16 protein-coding genes and 2 pseudogenes are annotated in these 20124 nt (G+C 29.2%); 13 read left to right on the forward strand and 5 right to left on the reverse strand.

All coding sequences use genetic code 11. The annotated features are described in order from the left end of the window. Positions 1 to 235: 235 nt before the first annotated feature. Entirely contained in the window at positions 236 to 1081 is an 846-nt protein-coding gene (locus G8Y84_RS07410) for a BlaZ family penicillin-hydrolyzing class A beta-lactamase PC1 (RefSeq protein WP_000733283.1), read from the reverse strand. 106 nt (positions 1082 to 1187) lie between these two features. On the opposite strand from G8Y84_RS07410, the gene blaR1 reads away from it, so the two are divergent. From blaR1 to G8Y84_RS07445, 7 genes and pseudogenes are all read left to right on the forward strand, one after another. After that, on the forward strand, positions 1188 to 2945 hold the full coding sequence (gene blaR1, locus G8Y84_RS07415; protein ID WP_001096374.1) for a beta-lactam sensor/signal transducer BlaR1: 1758 nt from the start codon (positions 1188 to 1190) through the stop codon (positions 2943 to 2945). Continuing rightward, positions 2935 to 3315 carry a penicillinase repressor BlaI gene (blaI, locus tag G8Y84_RS07420; RefSeq protein ID WP_001284656.1) on the forward strand — a complete coding sequence of 127 codons (381 nt, stop codon included), beginning with the start codon at positions 2935 to 2937 and terminating at the stop codon, positions 3313 to 3315. The genes blaR1 and blaI overlap by 11 nt, the downstream gene beginning before the upstream one ends. A 263-nt stretch (positions 3316 to 3578) precedes the next feature. Then, entirely contained in the window at positions 3579 to 4157 is a 579-nt protein-coding gene (locus G8Y84_RS07425; protein ID WP_107389661.1) for a recombinase family protein, read from the forward strand. Beyond that, positions 4157 to 4336 (forward strand): annotated as a pseudogene (locus G8Y84_RS07430) (hypothetical protein); the annotation flags it as partial. The gene G8Y84_RS07425 and the pseudogene G8Y84_RS07430, both read left to right, overlap by 1 nt. Positions 4337 to 4636: 300 nt before the next feature. Further along, positions 4637 to 4738, forward strand: a complete 102-nt coding sequence (locus G8Y84_RS07435; RefSeq protein WP_000228874.1) for a type I toxin-antitoxin system Fst family toxin — start codon at positions 4637 to 4639, stop codon at positions 4736 to 4738. Between the two features lie 1245 nt (positions 4739 to 5983). Next, positions 5984 to 7180 (forward strand): annotated as a pseudogene (lip, locus tag G8Y84_RS07440) (YSIRK-targeted triacylglycerol lipase); the annotation flags it as partial. Positions 7181 to 8623: 1443 nt separating this feature from the next. Continuing rightward, positions 8624 to 10090, forward strand: a complete 1467-nt coding sequence (locus tag G8Y84_RS07445) for an esterase/lipase family protein (protein WP_107389667.1) — start codon at positions 8624 to 8626, stop codon at positions 10088 to 10090. Between the two features lie 88 nt (positions 10091 to 10178). Here the strand turns inward: G8Y84_RS07445 and G8Y84_RS07450 are convergent, their stop codons facing one another. The 3 genes from G8Y84_RS07450 to G8Y84_RS07460 all read right to left on the reverse strand — a co-directional run bounded on the left by G8Y84_RS07450 (position 10179) and on the right by G8Y84_RS07460 (position 12254). Further along, entirely contained in the window at positions 10179 to 10853 is a 675-nt protein-coding gene (locus G8Y84_RS07450) for an IS6 family transposase (protein ID WP_165806229.1), read from the reverse strand. A 182-nt stretch (positions 10854 to 11035) separates the two neighbouring features. Then, the gene (locus G8Y84_RS07455; protein WP_107389660.1) at positions 11036 to 11365 is read right to left on the reverse strand and encodes a hypothetical protein; all 330 of its coding nucleotides are present in this window, start codon (positions 11363 to 11365) and stop codon (positions 11036 to 11038) included. Then, positions 11358 to 12254, reverse strand: a complete 897-nt coding sequence (locus G8Y84_RS07460; protein ID WP_019167418.1) for a ParA family protein — start codon at positions 12252 to 12254, stop codon at positions 11358 to 11360. Before G8Y84_RS07460 ends, G8Y84_RS07455 begins: the two co-directional genes overlap by 8 nt. A 666-nt stretch (positions 12255 to 12920) precedes the next feature. On the opposite strand from G8Y84_RS07460, the gene G8Y84_RS07465 reads away from it, so the two are divergent. From G8Y84_RS07465 to G8Y84_RS07475, 4 genes are all read left to right on the forward strand, one after another. After that, positions 12921 to 13904: a replication initiator protein A gene (locus tag G8Y84_RS07465; RefSeq protein WP_107389658.1), complete on the forward strand. Its 984-nt coding sequence runs from the start codon at positions 12921 to 12923 to the stop codon at positions 13902 to 13904. A 162-nt stretch (positions 13905 to 14066) separates the two neighbouring features. Beyond that, positions 14067 to 14240, forward strand: coding sequence for a hypothetical protein (locus G8Y84_RS07470; RefSeq protein WP_457810301.1), 174 nt, complete (start codon positions 14067 to 14069; stop codon positions 14238 to 14240). A gap of 863 nt (positions 14241 to 15103) precedes the next feature. Continuing rightward, positions 15104 to 15229: a hypothetical protein gene (locus G8Y84_RS11465; RefSeq protein ID WP_275113829.1), complete on the forward strand. Its 126-nt coding sequence runs from the start codon at positions 15104 to 15106 to the stop codon at positions 15227 to 15229. Between the two features lie 474 nt (positions 15230 to 15703). Continuing rightward, positions 15704 to 16246: a hypothetical protein gene (locus G8Y84_RS07475; protein ID WP_107368149.1), complete on the forward strand. Its 543-nt coding sequence runs from the start codon at positions 15704 to 15706 to the stop codon at positions 16244 to 16246. A 15-nt stretch (positions 16247 to 16261) separates the two neighbouring features. Here the strand turns inward: G8Y84_RS07475 and G8Y84_RS07480 are convergent, their stop codons facing one another. Then, complete coding sequence (locus G8Y84_RS07480) at positions 16262 to 16672, reverse strand: IS6 family transposase (protein WP_259336502.1); 411 nt, start codon at positions 16670 to 16672, stop codon at positions 16262 to 16264. A gap of 2038 nt (positions 16673 to 18710) precedes the next feature. Between G8Y84_RS07480 and G8Y84_RS07485 the strand changes: the two genes are divergently transcribed. Continuing rightward, entirely contained in the window at positions 18711 to 19328 is a 618-nt protein-coding gene (locus G8Y84_RS07485) for a hypothetical protein (RefSeq protein ID WP_165806230.1), read from the forward strand. Positions 19329 to 19869: 541 nt separating this feature from the next. After that, positions 19870 to 19965, forward strand: coding sequence for a type I toxin-antitoxin system Fst family toxin (locus G8Y84_RS07490; protein WP_000889979.1), 96 nt, complete (start codon positions 19870 to 19872; stop codon positions 19963 to 19965). Positions 19966 to 20124 lie beyond the last annotated feature (159 nt).

Consider the following 20124-nt stretch of genomic DNA (forward strand, 5'->3'; position numbering starts at 1 on the left):
ATAAGATACGTTGCTTTTTCGATTGATGAACACCTATAATTAAACTATTCATCTATTATTTATAATTTTTTGTATATACAATATTTCTAGTTTGTTAAAGAGAATTAAGAAAATAAATCTCGAAAATAATAGAGGGAAAATCAGTTTTTGATATCAAAATTATACATGTCAACGATAATACAAAATATAATACAAAATATAAGATGTTATCAGTATTTATTATGCATTTAGAATATTAAAATTCCTTCATTACACTCTTGGCGGTTTCACTTATCAACTTATCATTTGGCTTATCACTTTTATTGTCTTTATTCGTAAAAATGACTAAAACAATAGGTTCAGATTGGCCCTTAGGATAAACAAAAGCAACATCATTTCTAGAAGCATATGTTATTGCTTGACCACTTTTATCAGCAACCTTATAGTCTTTTGGAACACCGTCTTTAATTAAAGTATCTCCGCTTTTATTATTTAACATTAAATCAAGTAAGAATTTTTTGTTTTCTTTGCTTAATTTTCCATTTGCGATAAGTTTATTTAAAGTCTTACCGAAAGCAGCAGGTGTTGAAGTATCTTTTTTGCTCTTTGGTGAATAGTAATTTAATTCTATCTCATATCTAACTGGATTTGTTACTTTATCTCCTAGTTCTTTTAGACGTTGTTTAACTTTTTTGATTCCACCGATTTCTTTTATAATTTTATTGTTTGCTGTATTATCACTATATGTCATTGAAGCCTCAATAAGTGCTTTTAAAGTGATATCTTTTCCTACATATTTTTCTAAAATAGGAGAATAAGCAACTATATCATCTTTGTTAATATGTACTTTTTTATTTAACTTATTATAAGGTACTTGTTCTAACAAAATAGCACTATTTATCGCTTTTGAAGTTGAAGCATAGGCAAATCTCTTATCTGAATTAAATTTTACTTCCTTACCACTTTTAGTATCTAAAGCATAAACACCAATATGAGCATTATATTTTTTTTCTAAATCATTTAACTCTTTGGCATGTGAACTGTTTGAATTACATGCACTTAAAACTAAAGCAATTACAATTAAAAATATTAACTTTTTCAAAATAAACCCTCCGATATTACAGTTGTAATTTTTATAAATCAATAATATTACAATTGTAATATCGGTGTCAATAGTTTATTATAAATATTTGAAAGAAGGTGTTGAAATGGCTAAGTTATTAATAATGAGCATAGTAAGCTTTTGTTTTATATTTCTATTGTTATTATTTTTTAGGTACATATTAAAACGCTATTTTAATTATATGTTAAATTATAAAGTTTGGTATCTAACTCTTCTTGCAGGATTAATTCCTTTCATTCCTATTAAATTCTCTCTTTTTAAATTTAATAATGTGAATAATCAAGCGCCCACAGTTGAAAGTAAGTCACACGACTTGAACCATAACATAAATACCACCAAACCTATTCAAGAGTTCGCAACAGATATCCATAAGTTTAATTGGGATTCAATTGATAATATCTGCACAGTTATTTGGATAGTTTTAGTTATTATTTTAAGTTTTAAATTTTTGAAAGCCTTATTATATCTTAAATATTTAAAGAAACAGTCACTTTATCTAAACGAAAATGAAAAAAATAAAATAGATACGATACTTTTCAACCATCAATATAAAAAAAATATTGTGATTCGAAAAGCAGAGACTATTCAATCTCCAATAACTTTTTGGTATGGGAAATATATTATTTTGATTCCTAGTTCATATTTTAAAAGTGTAATTGACAAAAGACTAAAATATATAATATTGCATGAATATGCTCATGCTAAAAATAGAGATACTTTACATTTAATTATCTTTAATATCTTCTCTATTATTATGAGTTACAATCCATTAGTACATATTGTAAAAAGAAAGATAATTCATGACAATGAAGTAGAAGCCGATAGATTTGTCCTTAATAATATTAACAAAAATGAATTTAAAACTTATGCGGAATCTATTATGGACTCCGTATTAAATGTTCCATTTTTTAATAAAAATATATTAAGCCATTCATTTAATGGTAAAAAGTCATTACTCAAAAGAAGATTAATTAATATAAAAGAAGCCAATCTGAAAAAACAGTCCAAATTAATTCTAATTTTTATTTGTATTTTTACTTTTTTGCTCATGGTAATTCAAAGCCAGTTTTTGATGGGGCAATCCATAACTGATTATAATTATAAAAAGCCCTTACACAACGATTACCAAATTTTAGATAAAAGTAAAATTTTTGGTTCAAATAGTGGATCTTTCGTCATGTACAGCATGAAGAAAGACAAATACTATATTTATAACGAAAAAGAAAGTAGAAAAAGGTATTCTCCTAATTCAACTTATAAAATTTATTTAGCTATGTTTGGACTTGACCGACATATTATAAATGATGAAAATTCACGTATGTCATGGAATCATAAGCATTACCCTTTTGATGCTTGGAATAAGGAACAAGATTTAAATACAGCAATGCAAAATTCAGTTAATTGGTACTTCGAACGTATTAGCGATCAAATACCAAAGAACTATACTGCGACTCAACTCAAGCAATTAAATTATGGTAATAAAAATTTGGGAAGTTATAAAAGCTATTGGATGGAAGATAGTTTGAAAATATCTAATCTTGAACAAGTAATAGTTTTTAAAAATATGATGGAACAAAATAACCATTTTAGTAAAAAAGCAAAGAATCAATTATCTTCTTCATTATTGATTAAGAAAAATGAAAAGTATGAACTGTATGGGAAAACAGGTACAGGTATAGTAAACGGGAAGTATAATAATGGGTGGTTTGTAGGTTACGTAATTACAAATCATGATAAGTATTATTTTGCTACACATTTATCAGATGGAAAGCCATCTGGGAAAAATGCTGAATTAATCAGTGAAAAAATATTAAAAGAAATGGGTGTTTTAAATGGCCAATAAGCAAGTTGAAATATCTATGGCTGAATGGGATGTTATGAATATAATATGGGGTAAAAAATCAGTATCAGCTAATGAAATTGTAGTTGAAATTCAAAAATATAAAGAAGTTAGCGATAAAACGATTAGAACATTAATCACAAGACTATATAAAAAAGAGATTATAAAACGATACAAATCAGAGAATATTTATTTTTACTCATCAAATATTAAAGAAGACGATATTAAAATGAAAACTGCTAAAACCTTTCTTAATAAACTGTATGGAGGGGACATGAAAAGTTTAGTGCTGAATTTTGCGAAAAATGAAGAATTAAATAACAAAGAAATTGAAGAATTGCGAGACATTTTAAATGATATTAGTAAAAAGTAATTAGAGATATGTTTCAAACATAATACATATGTAAACTATGCTTGACTCTTATTAAATTAGTTTTGTTAATAACATTTAAAATATATTATTAAAGATGAGAGTGTACAGAAAATAACCATTTTCTGTACACTCTCTTTTTATATCTAAATATATAGTTATTATACATAGTTTAGTGTTCAATAACCCAACAGATAATCTATGTTCATAAATATGGTTAGAATTAAGTTATGGTACAATGAAAATGTATATAGGAGGTTTGTATTTTGAAAATAGGTTATGCAAGAGTTTCAACTGGATTACAGAACTTGAATTTACAGGAAGATCGGTTAAATCAATATGGTTGTGAAAAGATATTTAATGATCATATGAGTGGTTCAAAAAGTAAGCGACCTGGTTTAGATAAAGCCATTGAATTTGCAAGGTCAGGAGATACTATTGTTGTTTGGAGACTAGATAGACTAGGACGTAACATGGAAGATTTAATCACATTAGTTAATGAACTTAATAATCGAGGCGTGAGTTTTCATAGTTTAGAAGAAAATATAACAATGGATAAATCTAGTTCTACAGGACAATTATTATTTCATCTATTCGCAGCATTTGCAGAGTTTGAACGTAATTTAATTTTAGAACGCTCTTCAGCAGGACGTATTGCAGCACGTGCTAGAGGCCGCTATGGAGGCAGACCAGAAAAGTTAAACCAAAAAGATTTAAAATTACTGAAAACTCTTTATGATAATGGAACACCAATCAAAACAATTGCGGAGCAGTGGCAAGTTTCACGTACAACAATCTATCGCTATCTCAATAAATTAAAAGATCAAGAAAATAAAGATAAATAAGAAGTATCAATACTGTCAAAAATACTTTAAAAGGTATTGAATGTATTTACGGTCTATATAAAAAGAACCGCAGGTCTCTTCATATCTACGGATTTTTGCTATGCTATGAAATTAGCCAAATATTAGCAAATTATTATCAATATCATATCAAAGCTATTACCAATTATTTATTTTTATAACTTTGCAGCAGAATCCTTTTACACATATATACTTTACACATGTATAAAAAATATATGTGTAAAGTATGTGTTGAATAATATGAGCTTAAAAGAAAATTAGGTAGCCATGAAGAGTGAAATTATATTTTTTAAAGCGAATCATACCAATCCAACGTGCTAGTAGTGCGTATAAAAGTAATGCTATTAACATATATAGGCTTATCAGAAGTACATATGCTTTAAAAGGTACAGATGGTATAATAATGAGGTCGCCTATCTCTCGGGCGTCAAATTTAGACGCAGAGAGGAGGTGCATATCAGATGGTCGAAGCTCTTGTTCACATCACGACCACAGTCATCAGTGGTTGTATTGTTGCGTTATTTACGCATTGGCTACGTACACGTAACAATAAGAAAAAATAGGCGATATTAGCCAACACCTAAAAATCCCCTCACTATTGCGAGTAGTGAGGGGATTGGTGCATATAATGCACGAAGCTCTTGTTATCTAAATTATAACACTGGTTAATGAAGAAATGCAAAACATGTATTCAGACTACTCGCACTAAAGTAAACTTCTAAATTCTTCATATTGTTTGATATAAAGAGGATCGCTTTTCAAAGAATTTTCGAAATAAATTTCTTTTAACTTTAGTATTCTAATAATTACTCATTATTTTTAACTAATTTATAGTTACTATAATAATCGCTTATTTATTTTTCGTTAATTCTATAGATATATAAATTATAGGAGAAGGCATTTTGAGAAATATTTTTAAATATGTCTGTTTATCTAGATATATAATCATCCTTTATAGTAGAGTTGTTTTTTAAATATCTATTTTTTGAGATGTTGACTTGTTAGATAAGTTATCGCTATTTAGTGAAGCAGTTACACTCATTAAATTGTAAACAAATTGGTAAACGCCAAATGATAATTACAAACTAGACACCTTTGACAAAGATCGCCATATCTAAATTGATTAAAGATTTTAAACTTGACCTTGACTGTCATTTCGCATCTATATATCTTAATAATATTATTGAATAAGATCACCTTTATATTAAGTTAAGAAAGATAAATTATCAAAATGTCAATACATCTATGATACACTTAAAGGTATTAAATGTATCTCAGTATTATATCAAAAGATCCGTAGGTTTCTTGAAATCTACCAGTTTTCTCTATGTTATAAAATCTAGGCTATGTTAGTGAGATGATTTAGAATGCTAGCATAGTTTTTTCTTTGTATCTTTGCAATACAACCCTATTATTGACAAAATTGTGAAATTATGTTAAAACAATAAAAAATAAATAATTTTTTTATTGTTTTGTTCATTTTCAGAGTTGCGCCGTAAACTTTATTTTTTTACAATACCTTGGAAGCGCTTTCTCACCTAATAAAGAGAGGAGGTCCATTATGGAACAGTTCAAAGCGATTATCAGTAAGTTTTTTGGTTTCATTCCTAGATTATTAATCAACATTTTCATCTAAACTTAAGCGTAGTACATATCACATTAGGGGGCATTCGATGACGAAAATTAAAAAGAGGCATTTTAAACATTTTAGTGTCATCGCTTCAACACTTTTAATCACGGAATCACTACTTGTAGGAGCTAGCACAGCTCATGCGGCAGAACAACAACCTCCTCAGGAACCTAATCTCTCATTACATAATCAAAATCAACAGAACACACCGACTTTAAATAAAGATTCTGCCAAAAATCATGATCCTATCATTTTAGTCCATGGCTTTAACGGCTTTACAGATGACATTAACCCGGCGATGCTTTCTCACTATTGGGGTGGCGATAAAATGAATATTCGCCAAGATTTGGAAGAAAACGGTTATGAATCTTATGAAGCAAGTATCAGTGCTTTTGGCAGCAACTATGATCGTGCCGTTGAACTTTATTATTACCTCAAAGGCGGACGTGTGGATTACGGTGCAGCCCATGCAGCTAAATACGGGCACGAACGTTTTGGTAAAACATACGAAGGGGTTTATAAGGATTGGCAACCTGGTAAAAAAGTACATCTCGTTGGTCACAGTATGGGGGGTCAAACCATTCGTCAATTAGAAGAATTACTTAGAAATGGTAGCCCTGAAGAAGTCGCTTATCAAAAAGAACACGGGGGCGACATTTCTCCATTATTTAAAGGCGGCCATGATAATATGGTATCCTCTATCACAACCCTCGGCACACCACATAACGGAACACACGCTTCTGACTTAGCCGGCAATGAACCAATTGTGCGTCAACTTGTCTTTGATGTCGCGAAACAGTTCGGTAATAAAGATTCAAGAGTTGACTTTGGCCTTGCGCATTGGGGCTTAAAACAACAACCGAATGAATCTTATGCAGACTATGTAAAACGGGTGCAAAACTCTAAATTATGGAAATCAAAAGACAACGGATTTAACGACTTAACACGTGATGGGGCGACAGATTTAAATCGTAAAACAACAGTCAATCCGAATATCGTTTATAAAACATATACAGGTGAAGCGACTCATGCTTCAATTGGCGGTAAACAAAAAGCAGATTACAATCTGTTCTTCCCGTTCACAGCGACTGCTAATTTAATTGGTAAAGCGACTGAAAAAGAATGGCGTGAAAATGACGGTCTCGTTTCCGTGATTTCTTCACAACATCCATTTAATGAAGCGTTCACACCAGCCACAGATAAAAACCAAAAAGGTGTATGGCAAGTGACACCTACAAGACATGATTGGGATCACGTGGACTTTGTTGGTCAAGACAGTACAGATACAAAACGTACACGCGCAGAATTACAACAGTTCTGGCATCAATTGGCCGATGATTTAGTTCAAAGCGAATCCTTAACTTTATCTAAATAAAATTCAAAAGATTGGAGGCGAAACCCATGACAGCAGACGTTTTTCAACTCATCGTATCATTTTTTCGCGTAATCAAAAACGTATTCTTCAATTAATTCTATACAAAATTATTAAAAGTTTAATGTTACAAACTTTTTGATATTATAAATAAAATAAATTAATATTATTTGTATTTCAAATAAAAAACCAGTACAAATATCGGTTTTATACTTTTAACGGTTGGTGAGTTGTTCACTAGCCGTTATTTTTGTGTTAAATAAAAATAGCACAAATATCTCTATAATTGTAAGTGCCTAAACAAATTTAGGAGAAATATTAGTACTTATATTTAGTGACATATCGGAAATAATCAGAACGAAAGTAAAAATTTAAAAATCATATAATGATTAGAAGGGTCCATTCATTATTTTACAAAAGTATTTTACTGTATCCATCTAGAATTTGTCAGGCTGTGACATTAAGAATGGGCATCACACAACAGTTATCAAGAATGGATACTCGCAAAGTACAAGAGCTTAAATGACATTCGCTCTTGAAAGGATATTTTATCTTACTTTGAAAATAACGATTCTATCGTAGGGAATATAGTCAAACTTCTACAGCTATAACACTGTACGTAGGATATCGATGTATAATTTCTAATGATATAAAGCTAATCGTTATTAGAAAGCGTGCAAGTAGCATTTCTTAGAAACATATCAATAAAATTATTTTTATTGATATGTCTTCTCCTCATCAACTTATATTAAATAATTATTTAGTAATTAATATAATATTATAAAGTTATTTTATATAATTTATTTTTATATTATATTAACTAGTTAAGGATCTAAAGATATTTAGGAATAAATATATGTCCAAATACAATAAATTAAAATGAAATTGGAAGTTATTATTAAAGTTTTCAATTGCCTTATATAGCCTACATTATAACTAGTTCAGATTTTTTAATTCTTGTTAATTTTTGATGAAGAACTCAAGTTAACTTATGAAGCCAGATGCCACATTTTAGAGTCTTTAAAATTGAATAATAAAAACTACAGTACGTACTATAATATTCTAATAACTTAAGTATTTCAATAGTATCAATATATACACAGAAATGTCTAATTTCAGCAATATAACTTCATTGTTTAAAAGAACCATAAGCCTATTATTTTTTGAATAAGGGGATGATTAAAATTGCTAAAATTAACCACTAAGGTTTTAGTATGTCTAAGAATATACTAAATAAAAGGAATGTATTACTTAAAAAGTATTTGTAGTTAAATTCATTTTTAATTATTTTAATACATAAATATATTATATTTTTGAAAATATACTTTTAAAAATGAAGACAGATAGGAGTAATAATTCGACACTTGTGCAATATTGAATAAAATTTTCTCATAAAAAGATAATATTAAAGTGGAAAAATCAAATTTAAAATAAGGGGTTTTGCATATGGATAAAAAAATATTATTATCTTTATTTTGCTTGGTAATCATATCATTAATATTATCTCCTATTTATGATGTTAAAGGAATTTATGCAAGAGAAAACACAATATCTACACTAAATGAAAACACGTCCCCAAAAGTAAATAAGGAACTAACTGCGTCGGACCAATTGGAGGAATCTAATGAAATAGAAAAAGTATTAAATAATAAAGACTTAAACAAAATAGCACAAAAATATGAAACAAATAGGGCTTCAAATCCAACTATTCCTAAAGGAAATGAAGGGATAGTAAAAAAAAATAAATACCCAATAATATTAGTGCATGGATTTTCTGGTTTTTCAGATGAAAGCAAACCGTTGATTCTTCCTTCTTATTGGGGAGGAGTCAAAATTGATTTAGATAAAGTATTATCACAAGAAGGATATTCTGTTAAGGAAGCAAGAGTAAGTCCTTATTCTAGTGCAAAAGATAGAGCAATCGAATTATATTATTACATTAAAGGTGGAAAAGTGGACTACGGTGCTTATAGGTCTAAAAAGTATGGTTTTGAAAGATATGGTAACACCTACCCAGGAATTTATAAAAATTGGAAGCCTGGTAAAAAAATTCATTTAGTTGGACATAGCTATGGTGGGCCTACTATACAATTATTAGAAGAACTTTTAAAAAATGGAGATAGAGAAGAAATAAAATATCACGAGCAGCATGGTGGAAATATTTCTCCAATTTTAAAAGGAGGAAATAATGATATGGTTTCATCTTTGACAACTGTTGCTGGGCCACATAATGGATCTCTAATATCTGAGAAAATTTCGAAAACTCCTTTTTTACAAGAAAAAGCAATTAATGCGATAGCATTAGCAAGTAATAAATTTACTAATGTAGATTTTGGTTTTGAACACTGGGGGCTTAAGCAGAGAAAGAACGAATCACTTTTAGAATATTTAAATAGAGTTAAAAAGAAACAAATCTGGAAAACAGATGAGTTTCCTTGGTATGATAGCAACTTGAAAGGAGCAAAGGAACTTAATGATAAATTCACAATGAACAAAAATATGGCTTACATTTCGATAACAGGCTTAGATAGTCACAGAAACATATTTGGTAATCAAAGTTCAAATAAATATATGTTTACACCACTGAAACCATTAGCTGATTTCAATGGCAGTAAAGCTCCAGAAAGTTGGCAAAAAAGTGATGGACCTATTTCTTTAGCGAGTGGACTTTTTCCATATAACAAGCCTTTTAGAGAAACAACGTTTCATCAAAATCCAAATCTAGGTGTTTGGAATGTCATGCCTACATTGAAAAATTGGGATCATTTAGATTTGATTGGGTGGGGGAAAAGAGATAAAAATGTTACACCATCAATGGTAAAACATCTTTATGAGGAATTGTTTAATTACTTATCCGATGTAGAAAGAGTACAGCAAAAAGTTTCTGTTGCAAAGTCAAAAAGGCATAACTAATTATCGTTTTCACGCCTGAACATTTACGATTCTGTTGCAAAGTTAGAAAGATAAGTATCTAACCTTATGTTTAAAATAATACTTCGTATTAACTAGCTAGCATGATGCTAATTACACGGCATGGCGAAAACCCGTAGATCTGAAGAGATCTGCGGTTCTTTTTATATAGTCCATAAATACATTCAATGCCTTTGATCGTATTCTTTGCCGTATTGATACTTTGATAACTTATTTTCTTTGATTTGATATGACGATGATCTTGTTCAATGAGATTATTTAAATATTTAGAGGTACAACGACAGTTGGGGGTAAGTTTAAAATCTTTAATCACTTTGGACATTGCCACCTTCGTTGAAGGTGCTTGATCTGTAATTATCATTTGAGGTTTGCCAAATTGTTGAATAAGACGTTTAATAAACGTATATGCTGAGTGATTATCTCGTCTCTTACGTAACGAAATATCTAGTGTATGACCATCTGCATCAATAGCGCGATATAAATAATGCCATTGTCCTTTAATTTTGATACATGTCTCGTCTATATGCCATTTATAATAAGCTTGCTTATTCTTTTTCTTCCAAATTTGATACAAAATAGGAGCATATTCCTGTACCCATCGATAAATTGTTGAATGATGAACATAGATGCCTCGTTCTCTCAATATTTCAGATATATTTCGATAACTTGATGCATATCTTAGATAGTAGTCAACGGCTACAGTAATGACATCTTTGTCAAATTGTTTATATCTGAAATAATTCATCCGCTGCACCTCATTTTTGTTTACTATTTATTATACTATATTTCTAACTTTGCAACAGAATCTAAATTATTCTATGTTTGTAAGTGTTTTTTATAAATTCTTTAGTCGTAGGATCTGCCAAGAATACCTACAGCTTTTTACACAAGTGTAAATTACACAAAAGTTATTTACACTTGTGTAATTTACACTTGTGTAATTTGAGATTTATTTTTAATTTTTAATCGTCTTAGCTTCTGTTCATTTTCTTCTCTTTCTTGTTCTCTTATAAATTCTTTTTCACTATCAGAACGGGCTTCTATTAATTTTTCTAATGCTTCTTCCAGAATATCATTTAAATTGTCATATAGCCCGTATCTTTTTAGTGCTACAGCCTTACTATGAATAACACCTTTTACTCTTAAACTTTGAGCTGGCAAAACACTATATCTTTCAGAAGTATCAAGCATTGTATTCTCATAATTACTAGTTCTATTTCTGTTTTTATTTAACAAGCTATCATTATTATTATTCATTACGATCCCTCATTTTTTCTAATAATTCATTTGTAATACTCTCGTACATTGCAAGTACATTTCTATCGTGCATATCTTCATTTGCAATCCCTGTTGTATCCCAAAATTTAACTCTTTCACGCTGAAATACTTTATTTTTAAAAACATAGCTTCCATATACATGTTGAAGTAGGCTTAAAATAAAGCTATCTATTTTACCTTGCTTTTTAAACATAACAGGTAAAATCCCAATCACATCAAAATCATTACCGTGTAATTCTTTAAAGTCAGACAAGTGACTAATTAACTTTTCAATTGCATTAAAACTTCTTACATGAGTTTGTGTAACAATCAAACTATAATCACATGCATAGATTCCGCTATTTGCAAAATCAGATAATGTTGGTGGTGTATCAATTAGTATATAATCATAATCTTTTTTCACTTCTTCTAAGAAACTATTAAAATACTTTGCACCATCAATTCTATTCAACTTTAAATCTTCTAATAAGTATGGATATCCAATCATATTAAAGTCAGATGGTATTATTGATAAATTATCGCTTAATTCAATTATCGCTTCATGTATAGGTTTTTTTTCTTTTAAAGTGTGATACAAATCATTTTCATTTATATCGGTTGATTTTCTCAATAGTAAATCCAGTATTTCATTTTCTTTTTCATCTAAAACACTTTCAAAATTGTTAGAATTCATTATCTCATTTAATAAGGCATTATTGTTCTCTTTAAATGTCTTTAATAGAAGATCAGTAACATCTGCTTGAGGATCTAAATCAACAACCAATACATTTTTCTGTTTGATTTCAGATAGTACATAAGCGATTCCAGCAGTTGATGAGGTTTTTGATACACCACCCTTAAAGTTATTAATTGATACTACTTCTGTCATAATAGTATCCCTCCTTTTGAGTATATTTAAAGTATACTATGAATGCGTAAATTACACAAGTATAAATTACACTTGTGTATCTTAAAACTTAGTTTATACTATAAGCAATAAATGTTTTACTAACAGAACAGGGGAGGCTTATGAATTCAGACACTATTGTAACGGGTTCAATTGCAATATCATTTGTACTATTCATAACTCTCGCTATATTCATTGTTAATAAAATGAGGTGGTGTGAGGGTATCAAAAGATTACTTTTAATCATGTGGAATATCGTTTCAGCAATCTTTATTCTATTAGGAACTATAGTAGCTTTGATATTCATAGTATTTACAGTAATGCTTTTTGCAAGTGGCAAAGAGTAAATTGTAGCCAAGAGTAAAAGAGTAACAAGGTAATGAGGAAAAAGATTTAAATTAAATTTTACAATTAACCATAACGTGTTATTATTAATTTATAGAAGAAAAAAAAGAGCAACTACTTGCAATAGTTGCCCTTTGGTAATAAAACGTAAGCACACGTTTATTTATATTTATTTTGATACTTGTATTATATATTGAATAGCTTCTTAGTGCAAGCACCAAAATCATTGAATAAATGTAAAGTTAAATAAAAGCGTTTTATTACCTCTTCCCAGCACAAAAAATACGGAAAGAGGTTTTTATTATGTCAGAGCAAAGATTTAATATACAACAGCAATATAGACAAAAGTTTTACCAATTACCAAAAGTATTTTTTACCAATGATAAATATATAAAGTTAAGTAACGATGCAAAAATTGCTTATGCTTTATTAAAAGATAGATTAGATCTATCTATAAAAAATAGTTGGTTTGATGAAAATGGAGATATATTCTTTATCTATACAAATGAAAAGCTAAAAACCATTTTAAATTGTCAAAATGCTAAATTAGTGAAAATCAAAAAAGAATTAACTGAAGCTAATCTTTTAGAACAAATAAGATGTGGTCAAGGTAAACCAAACAAATTATATTTAATGAACCCTGAAATTACTAAAGAAGATATTTATGAAATTGAAAAGCAAGAAGAAAATGTAGATGAACCCTGTCATGACGATGAAGTTCGAAAATCAAACTTCAAGAGGTTCGAAAATCAAACTTCAAGAGGTTCGAAAATCAAACTTCAAGAAGTTCGAAAATCAAACACTAATGATACTGATATTAGTAATACTGATTTTAATGATACTGAATTGAATGATACTACTACAAAAACTGAAACAAATAGTAGTAGTGGTAGTAGGGAAAAATATTTAATTAAACTTTTAAAAGAAGAAATGTCTGTTAGACCAACAAAAGCATTTATAGAAAAAATAGCTGATCTAAGTAAGGGTATGACCCCAGACCTTTTGGAATACGCTATCAAGTATGCTTCTGAAAATGGAAATAACCCTAAACAATACTTAGCTAAAATATTAGAAGTATGGTCTAAAAACAACATATTCAATTTAGAACAAGCTCAAAATTTTAGTGTTAAATCTAACACTAATCCACTAAAAAGTAAGGAAAAAACACCTAGATGGATAACTCACCCTGAAGAATTTAAATTGAAAGAAGAAAATGATCAAGAATTAGCAGCAGAAGCTCAAGCATTTAAAGAGCACTTAACCAAAAAAAGAAGAAATTATAAATAATGAATCTTTAAGTAGGTATACAACAAGATTAAGATTCATTAGTTTGTATTACATAACTTCCTTTCTTTAGTATATCAAAAAGGTATTTGATGAATTTTATAAATAATTAAAGGGCAAACAGGTTTTGGTTTATTAAGGTCTTTTTAAAGAGGCGAGAAAGAAATGAAAAATGGCGAGTTGGATTATCTCAAAGAAAGTGATCCGACTGAACATATTTACCAACTCTTTTATGTGTGGAATCAAAAAGAGTATCTAGCAAGTGAGATTTACGACTTAACCGAAGAAGAAAAACGAGAAGTAAACAACCAAATGATTAACGAAATTGAAGAAGAATAAAAAAGGCGTTAGCTAGCGTCTTTTTTATTCCAATTGCCTTATGGTTTGGAACCAACTCGCTAGACTAAATCTAGCTAACACAAAGCTTATTCCAAACCATAAGTTTTCTCGGCATAAAAGTGAGCATGATTTTAAATTGAAATAGTGCGTGATTTTTATAAAGTGCAAACCCTTTTCGATAACCCCTTTTTCAGTCAAAAGGGGTAGTGCAGGATTAAGAGATGCTATACATCTCTGTAAAAGCGTTGGTATGCGTGACTTCGGAGTGATATATATAACCCTTTAGACTTTGATATGACTGGTTTGAAAGTGCTATATTGTTTGCTAAATCGAAAACTTGGTTTGCGGAAACTTTGCATTTAACTTTGCAATAGATTTGTTGTTGTATTCGGCTCATATTTGCGTTTTAAGAGGATATATGAACTTTTAGGTATAAAAACCATACAATTTACCTCTAAGCCTTCAAAATACCCTTTAAAATTCAAAATAAGGACATAAAAAATAAAAGCTACCCCAGATAAAATGAGGTAGCTTTTTCTTTCATACGGTCTGTTTATTTTTCTTTCGACGCCGTATCGTCGATGGAATTCAAAAAAGTTATGGGCTATAAATCTGCATCACTTTTTCAAGAATGCAGTAGCAATATTCAACGCAAATTAATTTTTATAACTGCTCGGAATATCTCAAGCCGTTTCTTTGAATTTAAAATAAAAAATCGACGAAGGTCGATTATGGTTTTTGCATGCGTTCTTTTTAGAACGCATAAGTGCGCCCTTACAGGATTTAACTAGATTATAACGATGAAAAATAGACCTGTAAAGCGATAACTATTGTGATAAAGTTTGCTAAAAAGGAGTGATAGCATGGCTAATTTTTTTGAAAAATATTCAAATACTTTTTCTTATATGTTTATTTTTGGTATAGCTTTATTTATATTTATGGGGCCATTAGGGGCTGGAGTAGGAATAGCGATTGGAACTGCTGTTTGACAACATGAAGACAATAAAAAATAGATTACGCATTTATGCCGAGAAAATTTATTGATGTTGAGAAGAACCCTTAACTAAACTTGCAGACGAATGTCGGCATAGCGTGAGCTATTAAGCCGACCATTCGACAAGTTTTGGGATTGTTAAGGGTTCCGAGGCTCAACGTCAATAAAGCAATTGGAATAAAATTTAATTGAGTTAATCTATCTTTTTGTTTGTTTTTTTATTCTAAAATCTAAAAGTAAGCATATTAATAAGATGATTACATAGAGTATTAAAAATATAAGTTTTCCATTGTTTATACTATAGACACCTATAAAAATAATAGAAAACAGGGTTATAAATAATAAAGACAACCAGATAGTAAGCCTATATTTTTTTATCTTTTTATTATTCATATGTTTCTTCTCCTTTTTTTGGGTACAGTAAGAATAGATTTATAATATTTAATAATATTAAAATGGAGGTTTTAGTATGGTTGTGAATAGGAAAAAGATTTTAATTTTATCTCTTGTATCTGTTTTAATTTTAACATCATTAACTTTTTTTATCTCAAATCAAACGAAAGCCGATATGAATAGTGATAAAGAACAAAAGGCAATAGAATTACAAAAAGAGATAGAATTTGCGATGAATGAAGCTACTCAAATTGATAAAAATGGTAAAGTGGTGAAGGTTAATACTAAAAAAATAAAAGAGAGATATGGGTATGTACCGAAAGAATATACACGTATACAAAATGAGATAGATAATAATAAACCTGTTGTAAATGGGTTTAGGGCCGCACCAAGTAAGTCGGCTAACCAATGTTTCAATGAAAAGATGAATGGTTTTTTAGGAGATTTCATTCCGGTAGCAGCGATACAAGAAATGTATGCTAATCCAAATCCTAAAACAATGTTAAAATTTTCTAAAGCAGCTATAAAAGCTGGTTTAAAAGGTAATGCAGCTAGTGTAGCAGCACAAATAACTTATTATTATTCTTATTGTTCTACTCATTATCCTGATATTGTTTAGCGAGAAATTTATTGATTAATAAGAAGAGGTTTTAAACGAGTGAAACGAGTTTCTTCTTGTCTTGATAAGACGCTTAATAAACGCATATGCCGCATGATTATCTCGTTTCTTACGTAACGAAATATCTAGTGTATGGCCATCTGCATCAATAGTGCGATATAAATAATGCCATTGCCCTTTAATTTTGATATACGTCTCGTCTATATGCCATTTATAATAAGCTTGCTTATTCTTTTTCTTCCAAATTTGATACAAAATAGGAGCATATTCCTGTACCCATCGATAAATTGTTGAATGATGAACATAGATGCCTCGTTCTCTCAATATTTCAGATATATTTCGATAACTTAATGCATATCTTAGATAGTAGCCAACGGCTACAGTAATGACATCTTTGTCAAATTGTTTATATCTGAAATAATTCATCCTCTGCACCTCATTTTTGTTTACTATTTATTATACTATATTTCTAACTTTGCAACAGAACCGAAAATTTAATAGATGTATCCTGTTAAATCGATCTTTTAAATAATTCCACCCCTCATTTTTCAATTTATCTCTTGCCTTTTTTAAAAGCGCTAAATAAATGAAAACTTACTTGTCTTTTAATGATTGATAGAATATATCAAATACTTTTTCATCGGTAAATAATCAATATTTTTACTACATACTTAACTGTTTCATGAATTTCTTTACTATCATTTCGTCTAATTTTCTAAACATGAACTCGCTTAGTTTTTAGAATATGTGTCATATCTTACTATCTTTTTGATTAAAAGTGGCTTTCTAAATTCGTAAATTTCTCACTTCATAGGTATGTAATTTATTCGTCTTCCTGTTAAGAATAGAAAATAAAAATTGCTATTATTACAAGCAGACTTACAAATTATTAAATGTTTTAATAATGAAAAACTTCTAAATACTGATCTAGTAAAATGAGAATAGATGAAAGAAAGCTCTATAAGGAAATGAAATAATTTCAAATAATCATTCATTTAATTACTCAATACGATTAAAGAACCTTATATGTTTTAAACATAGTTTTACCACTTTACCACATTCCTTTTTTATGATTAATGTACAAAAAGTAGAGTCCTAATATTTTAGGTTGACTTGTTTATAGAGATATTTGTTGGAAGTATAAATGTCTTTGTGGGAAGATACTTACTTAATTAAAAGAATGATTTAATAGTTAATAATGAATCATAAGGCAACTAAAATTTTGAGTGATTTCTTGAAGTTGATATTTTTTCCTTCAAGTCCCTCATACTATTTCCGTTTTTTGATGAAAATACAAATAGTCAAAGTCATCAATGATGCAAATATAAATGTCCTTGTTAAAATTTCTGATAGGGAATTACTTTTAAAAACAAGAACTCTTGATCAGCAAATAAGCAATAAAAAATGTGACGAAGAAATACAAAAACCTCACTTAATGCAGAAACATATTCGTATTTTTTTACATGTAATAATCCAAAATTTGCACAAATATAAATCTTGATTGCTGTCATTTTGAACCAAATTTAATTATCAAAACTTCGATAAATTCTGTGATATCCTATTTGGTCGTAGGATTCGTAATGAGCATAAGGAAACCCAGTACCACCCAAGGTGGTATTCAGCATAGCTGAAGGGTTTGGCTTACCACTCACGATGCTCGTTTGCGCTTATAAAGCTTGATATAACAGTATTTATGAGGGTATTTTTATTTTTGAAATTAGGTCTTGCTAATTCAATTTATAGTTTGTTAAGTGGGACTTAAAAAAAACACTTTATCCTATAAAAGAATCCTTTCATATCAAGGGGTTTAGAGATCAAATCCTATCGATAGGATGTCGAAATATTCTGACATCCTATATTTGAACTGTTTTTTTAACGACTTTTAGGGATATATCATGAGATGAAATGCGCTTTTTGATGGGTTTAAAATTTAATAAAGCCTAGGATTTTTACTATTAAAAAAGATGAGTTGTTTCGATGAAAAACTTAAAGGCTGAGATATTTAATGGAACAAATTCAACTTCTTATCAAGTAGATAATACTTGTTAAGAGGTTAATTTGTTCTTGTTGAACACATAAAAAATCTCAATCACTTGATTGTATTTTTAAATTTTTGAACAGTTTAGAGTTTCGATTTTTTAACATTAATTCAAGCGAATGATCTATTTTTCGTTCTTCAAAGTTTAATTTTCTAACCACTTTTTAGAGGGCATTTGATCTTAAATTACTAATATTTTTTTGTTTTTTTCGAAAGTGAACTCACTTTTCGCTATAAATGTTTTTACTTAACGAACATTTTAAATCTCATTTTTCTATAATTAATGTGCAAGGACTTTATCATTTGATTTAACTTTTATGAAGTTGGAATGTTTGGAAAGTATGTCAAAATTTATAAAAGATGCGCACTTATTATTTTTTATTAGACCGAATAAATGGTCTTAAAAGAATAAAGAGGTGATATTAAATGTTGTTGGTTATAGCATTAATTTTTGGATTAGCGGTTTGTTGTATAGCTTCGTATTTAATAAATATTCGGTATCTCATCATCTCTAAAATCTATAAGTTTTGGGGAGAAAATAAAGAGGCAATGTTTTTAGTCGTTAAACGTAAGTATAAATATATTGTGGTATTCGTAACGATAACTACTTTCGTACTTTTAATTTTAAATGAGCAACTAGGTATGTACTCGTTATGTCTTTTTATTGGATTGATTTACTATTATGCCTGTTATCAAATAATGTTTAAAAAGGAAAAAAGTGATCATATTGAAACAAACTTTTTTAAGCATGTCTCTGCTTTTCGGAAATTTTTAATAGAGGGAAGACTTGAATTGTTCCTTTGGTTTTTATCAATGTTCTTTGTGTTCACAGTCCTAATCAGTTTTATATATATCTTTTTACCTTATCAAGTTTTAGTATTTTTCGCTTCAGGTGACTTAAAAGCATTAATGAGTTATTTAGGATTATTTGTGTTATTAAGTATATTAATTATTTCACCTGTACTTATAAAATCGTTCACATGGCTAAAAAGAAAAAGAGAATTATTAATAAAGGTCACAAAGGCATCATTAGTAATCATATGAAGCTCATCTCTATTATGTTATATATGGTGCTTCTATTTTCTAACATTATATTTATATTTGTAGATCTGATAGATTACTATAAAGAAAAATTGGAGAGTGACTAGCGATAACTTTCCTTTTAAATCATAGTGCCTTGGTTCAATATCCGTATTGATGTTTTAAATTTTATGTCGACGATATATCAACTGAGTTACCCCGAATTTTTGTGAGTATTAGTGTGATTTTTCGCTTTTGGTAGCTAATATACTTTATACGTGCATGCTTTATACATGCATACTTTATGCATGTATAAAGTATGCACGTATGCAAATAAGTGTTGAGTAATTTGAGCTTAAAAAAATAGGTAGCCATGCAGAGTGAAATGATATTTTCTAAAGTGAATCAAATTTATCCATTATGCCGGTAGTGCGTATAAAAGTAATATAATTAACACATTTAGGCTTATCGGAAGGACATATGCTTTAAAAGGTGCAGATGGTATAATAATTAAGTCGCCTATCTCTCAGGCGTCAAATTTAGACGCAGAGAGGAGGTGTTATTCATGCTAGAAATTCTTGTTCACATCACGACCACAGTCATCAGTGGTTGTATTGTTGCGTTGTTTACGCATTGGCTACGTAATCGCAACGATAAATAGGCGACTTTAGCCACACCTAAAAAATCCCCTCACTACGGCCATAGTGAGGGGATTGGTGTATTCACGCTAGAATTCTTGTTAATTGTATTATAACACTGATTAGTAGATGAATGCAAAATCTCTGAAGTATTTTTATTTTTTCTTCAGCTAATTTGTATT

Origin of the sequence: Staphylococcus sp. 11511212, assembly GCF_011394755.1 — a bacterium.
Classification (GTDB): Bacteria; Bacillota; Bacilli; order Staphylococcales; family Staphylococcaceae; genus Staphylococcus; species Staphylococcus chromogenes.

Bases quoted from the DNA above. Each gene is read 5' to 3' on its own strand.
- G8Y84_RS07445 (WP_107389667.1), top strand. From the start codon at position 8,624: ATGGATAAAAAAATATTATTATCTTTATTTTGCTTGGTAATCATATCA.
- G8Y84_RS07455 (WP_107389660.1), bottom strand. From the start codon at position 11,365: ATGAATAATAATAATGATAGCTTGTTAAATAAAAACAGAAATAGAACT.
- G8Y84_RS07480 (WP_259336502.1), bottom strand. From the start codon at position 16,672: ATGAATTATTTCAGATATAAACAATTTGACAAAGATGTCATTACTGTA.
- G8Y84_RS07450 (WP_165806229.1), bottom strand. From the start codon at position 10,853: ATGAATTATTTCAGATATAAACAATTTGACAAAGATGTCATTACTGTA.
- G8Y84_RS07470 (WP_457810301.1), top strand. From the start codon at position 14,067: ATGAAAAATGGCGAGTTGGATTATCTCAAAGAAAGTGATCCGACTGAA.
- blaR1 (WP_001096374.1), top strand. From the start codon at position 1,188: ATGGCTAAGTTATTAATAATGAGCATAGTAAGCTTTTGTTTTATATTT.
- G8Y84_RS07460 (WP_019167418.1), bottom strand. From the start codon at position 12,254: ATGACAGAAGTAGTATCAATTAATAACTTTAAGGGTGGTGTATCAAAA.
- blaI (WP_001284656.1), top strand. From the start codon at position 2,935: ATGGCCAATAAGCAAGTTGAAATATCTATGGCTGAATGGGATGTTATG.
- G8Y84_RS07435 (WP_000228874.1), top strand. From the start codon at position 4,637: ATGGTCGAAGCTCTTGTTCACATCACGACCACAGTCATCAGTGGTTGT.
- G8Y84_RS11465 (WP_275113829.1), top strand. From the start codon at position 15,104: ATGGCTAATTTTTTTGAAAAATATTCAAATACTTTTTCTTATATGTTT.
- G8Y84_RS07490 (WP_000889979.1), top strand. From the start codon at position 19,870: ATGCTAGAAATTCTTGTTCACATCACGACCACAGTCATCAGTGGTTGT.
- G8Y84_RS07475 (WP_107368149.1), top strand. From the start codon at position 15,704: ATGGTTGTGAATAGGAAAAAGATTTTAATTTTATCTCTTGTATCTGTT.
- G8Y84_RS07465 (WP_107389658.1), top strand. From the start codon at position 12,921: ATGTCAGAGCAAAGATTTAATATACAACAGCAATATAGACAAAAGTTT.
- G8Y84_RS07485 (WP_165806230.1), top strand. From the start codon at position 18,711: ATGTTGTTGGTTATAGCATTAATTTTTGGATTAGCGGTTTGTTGTATA.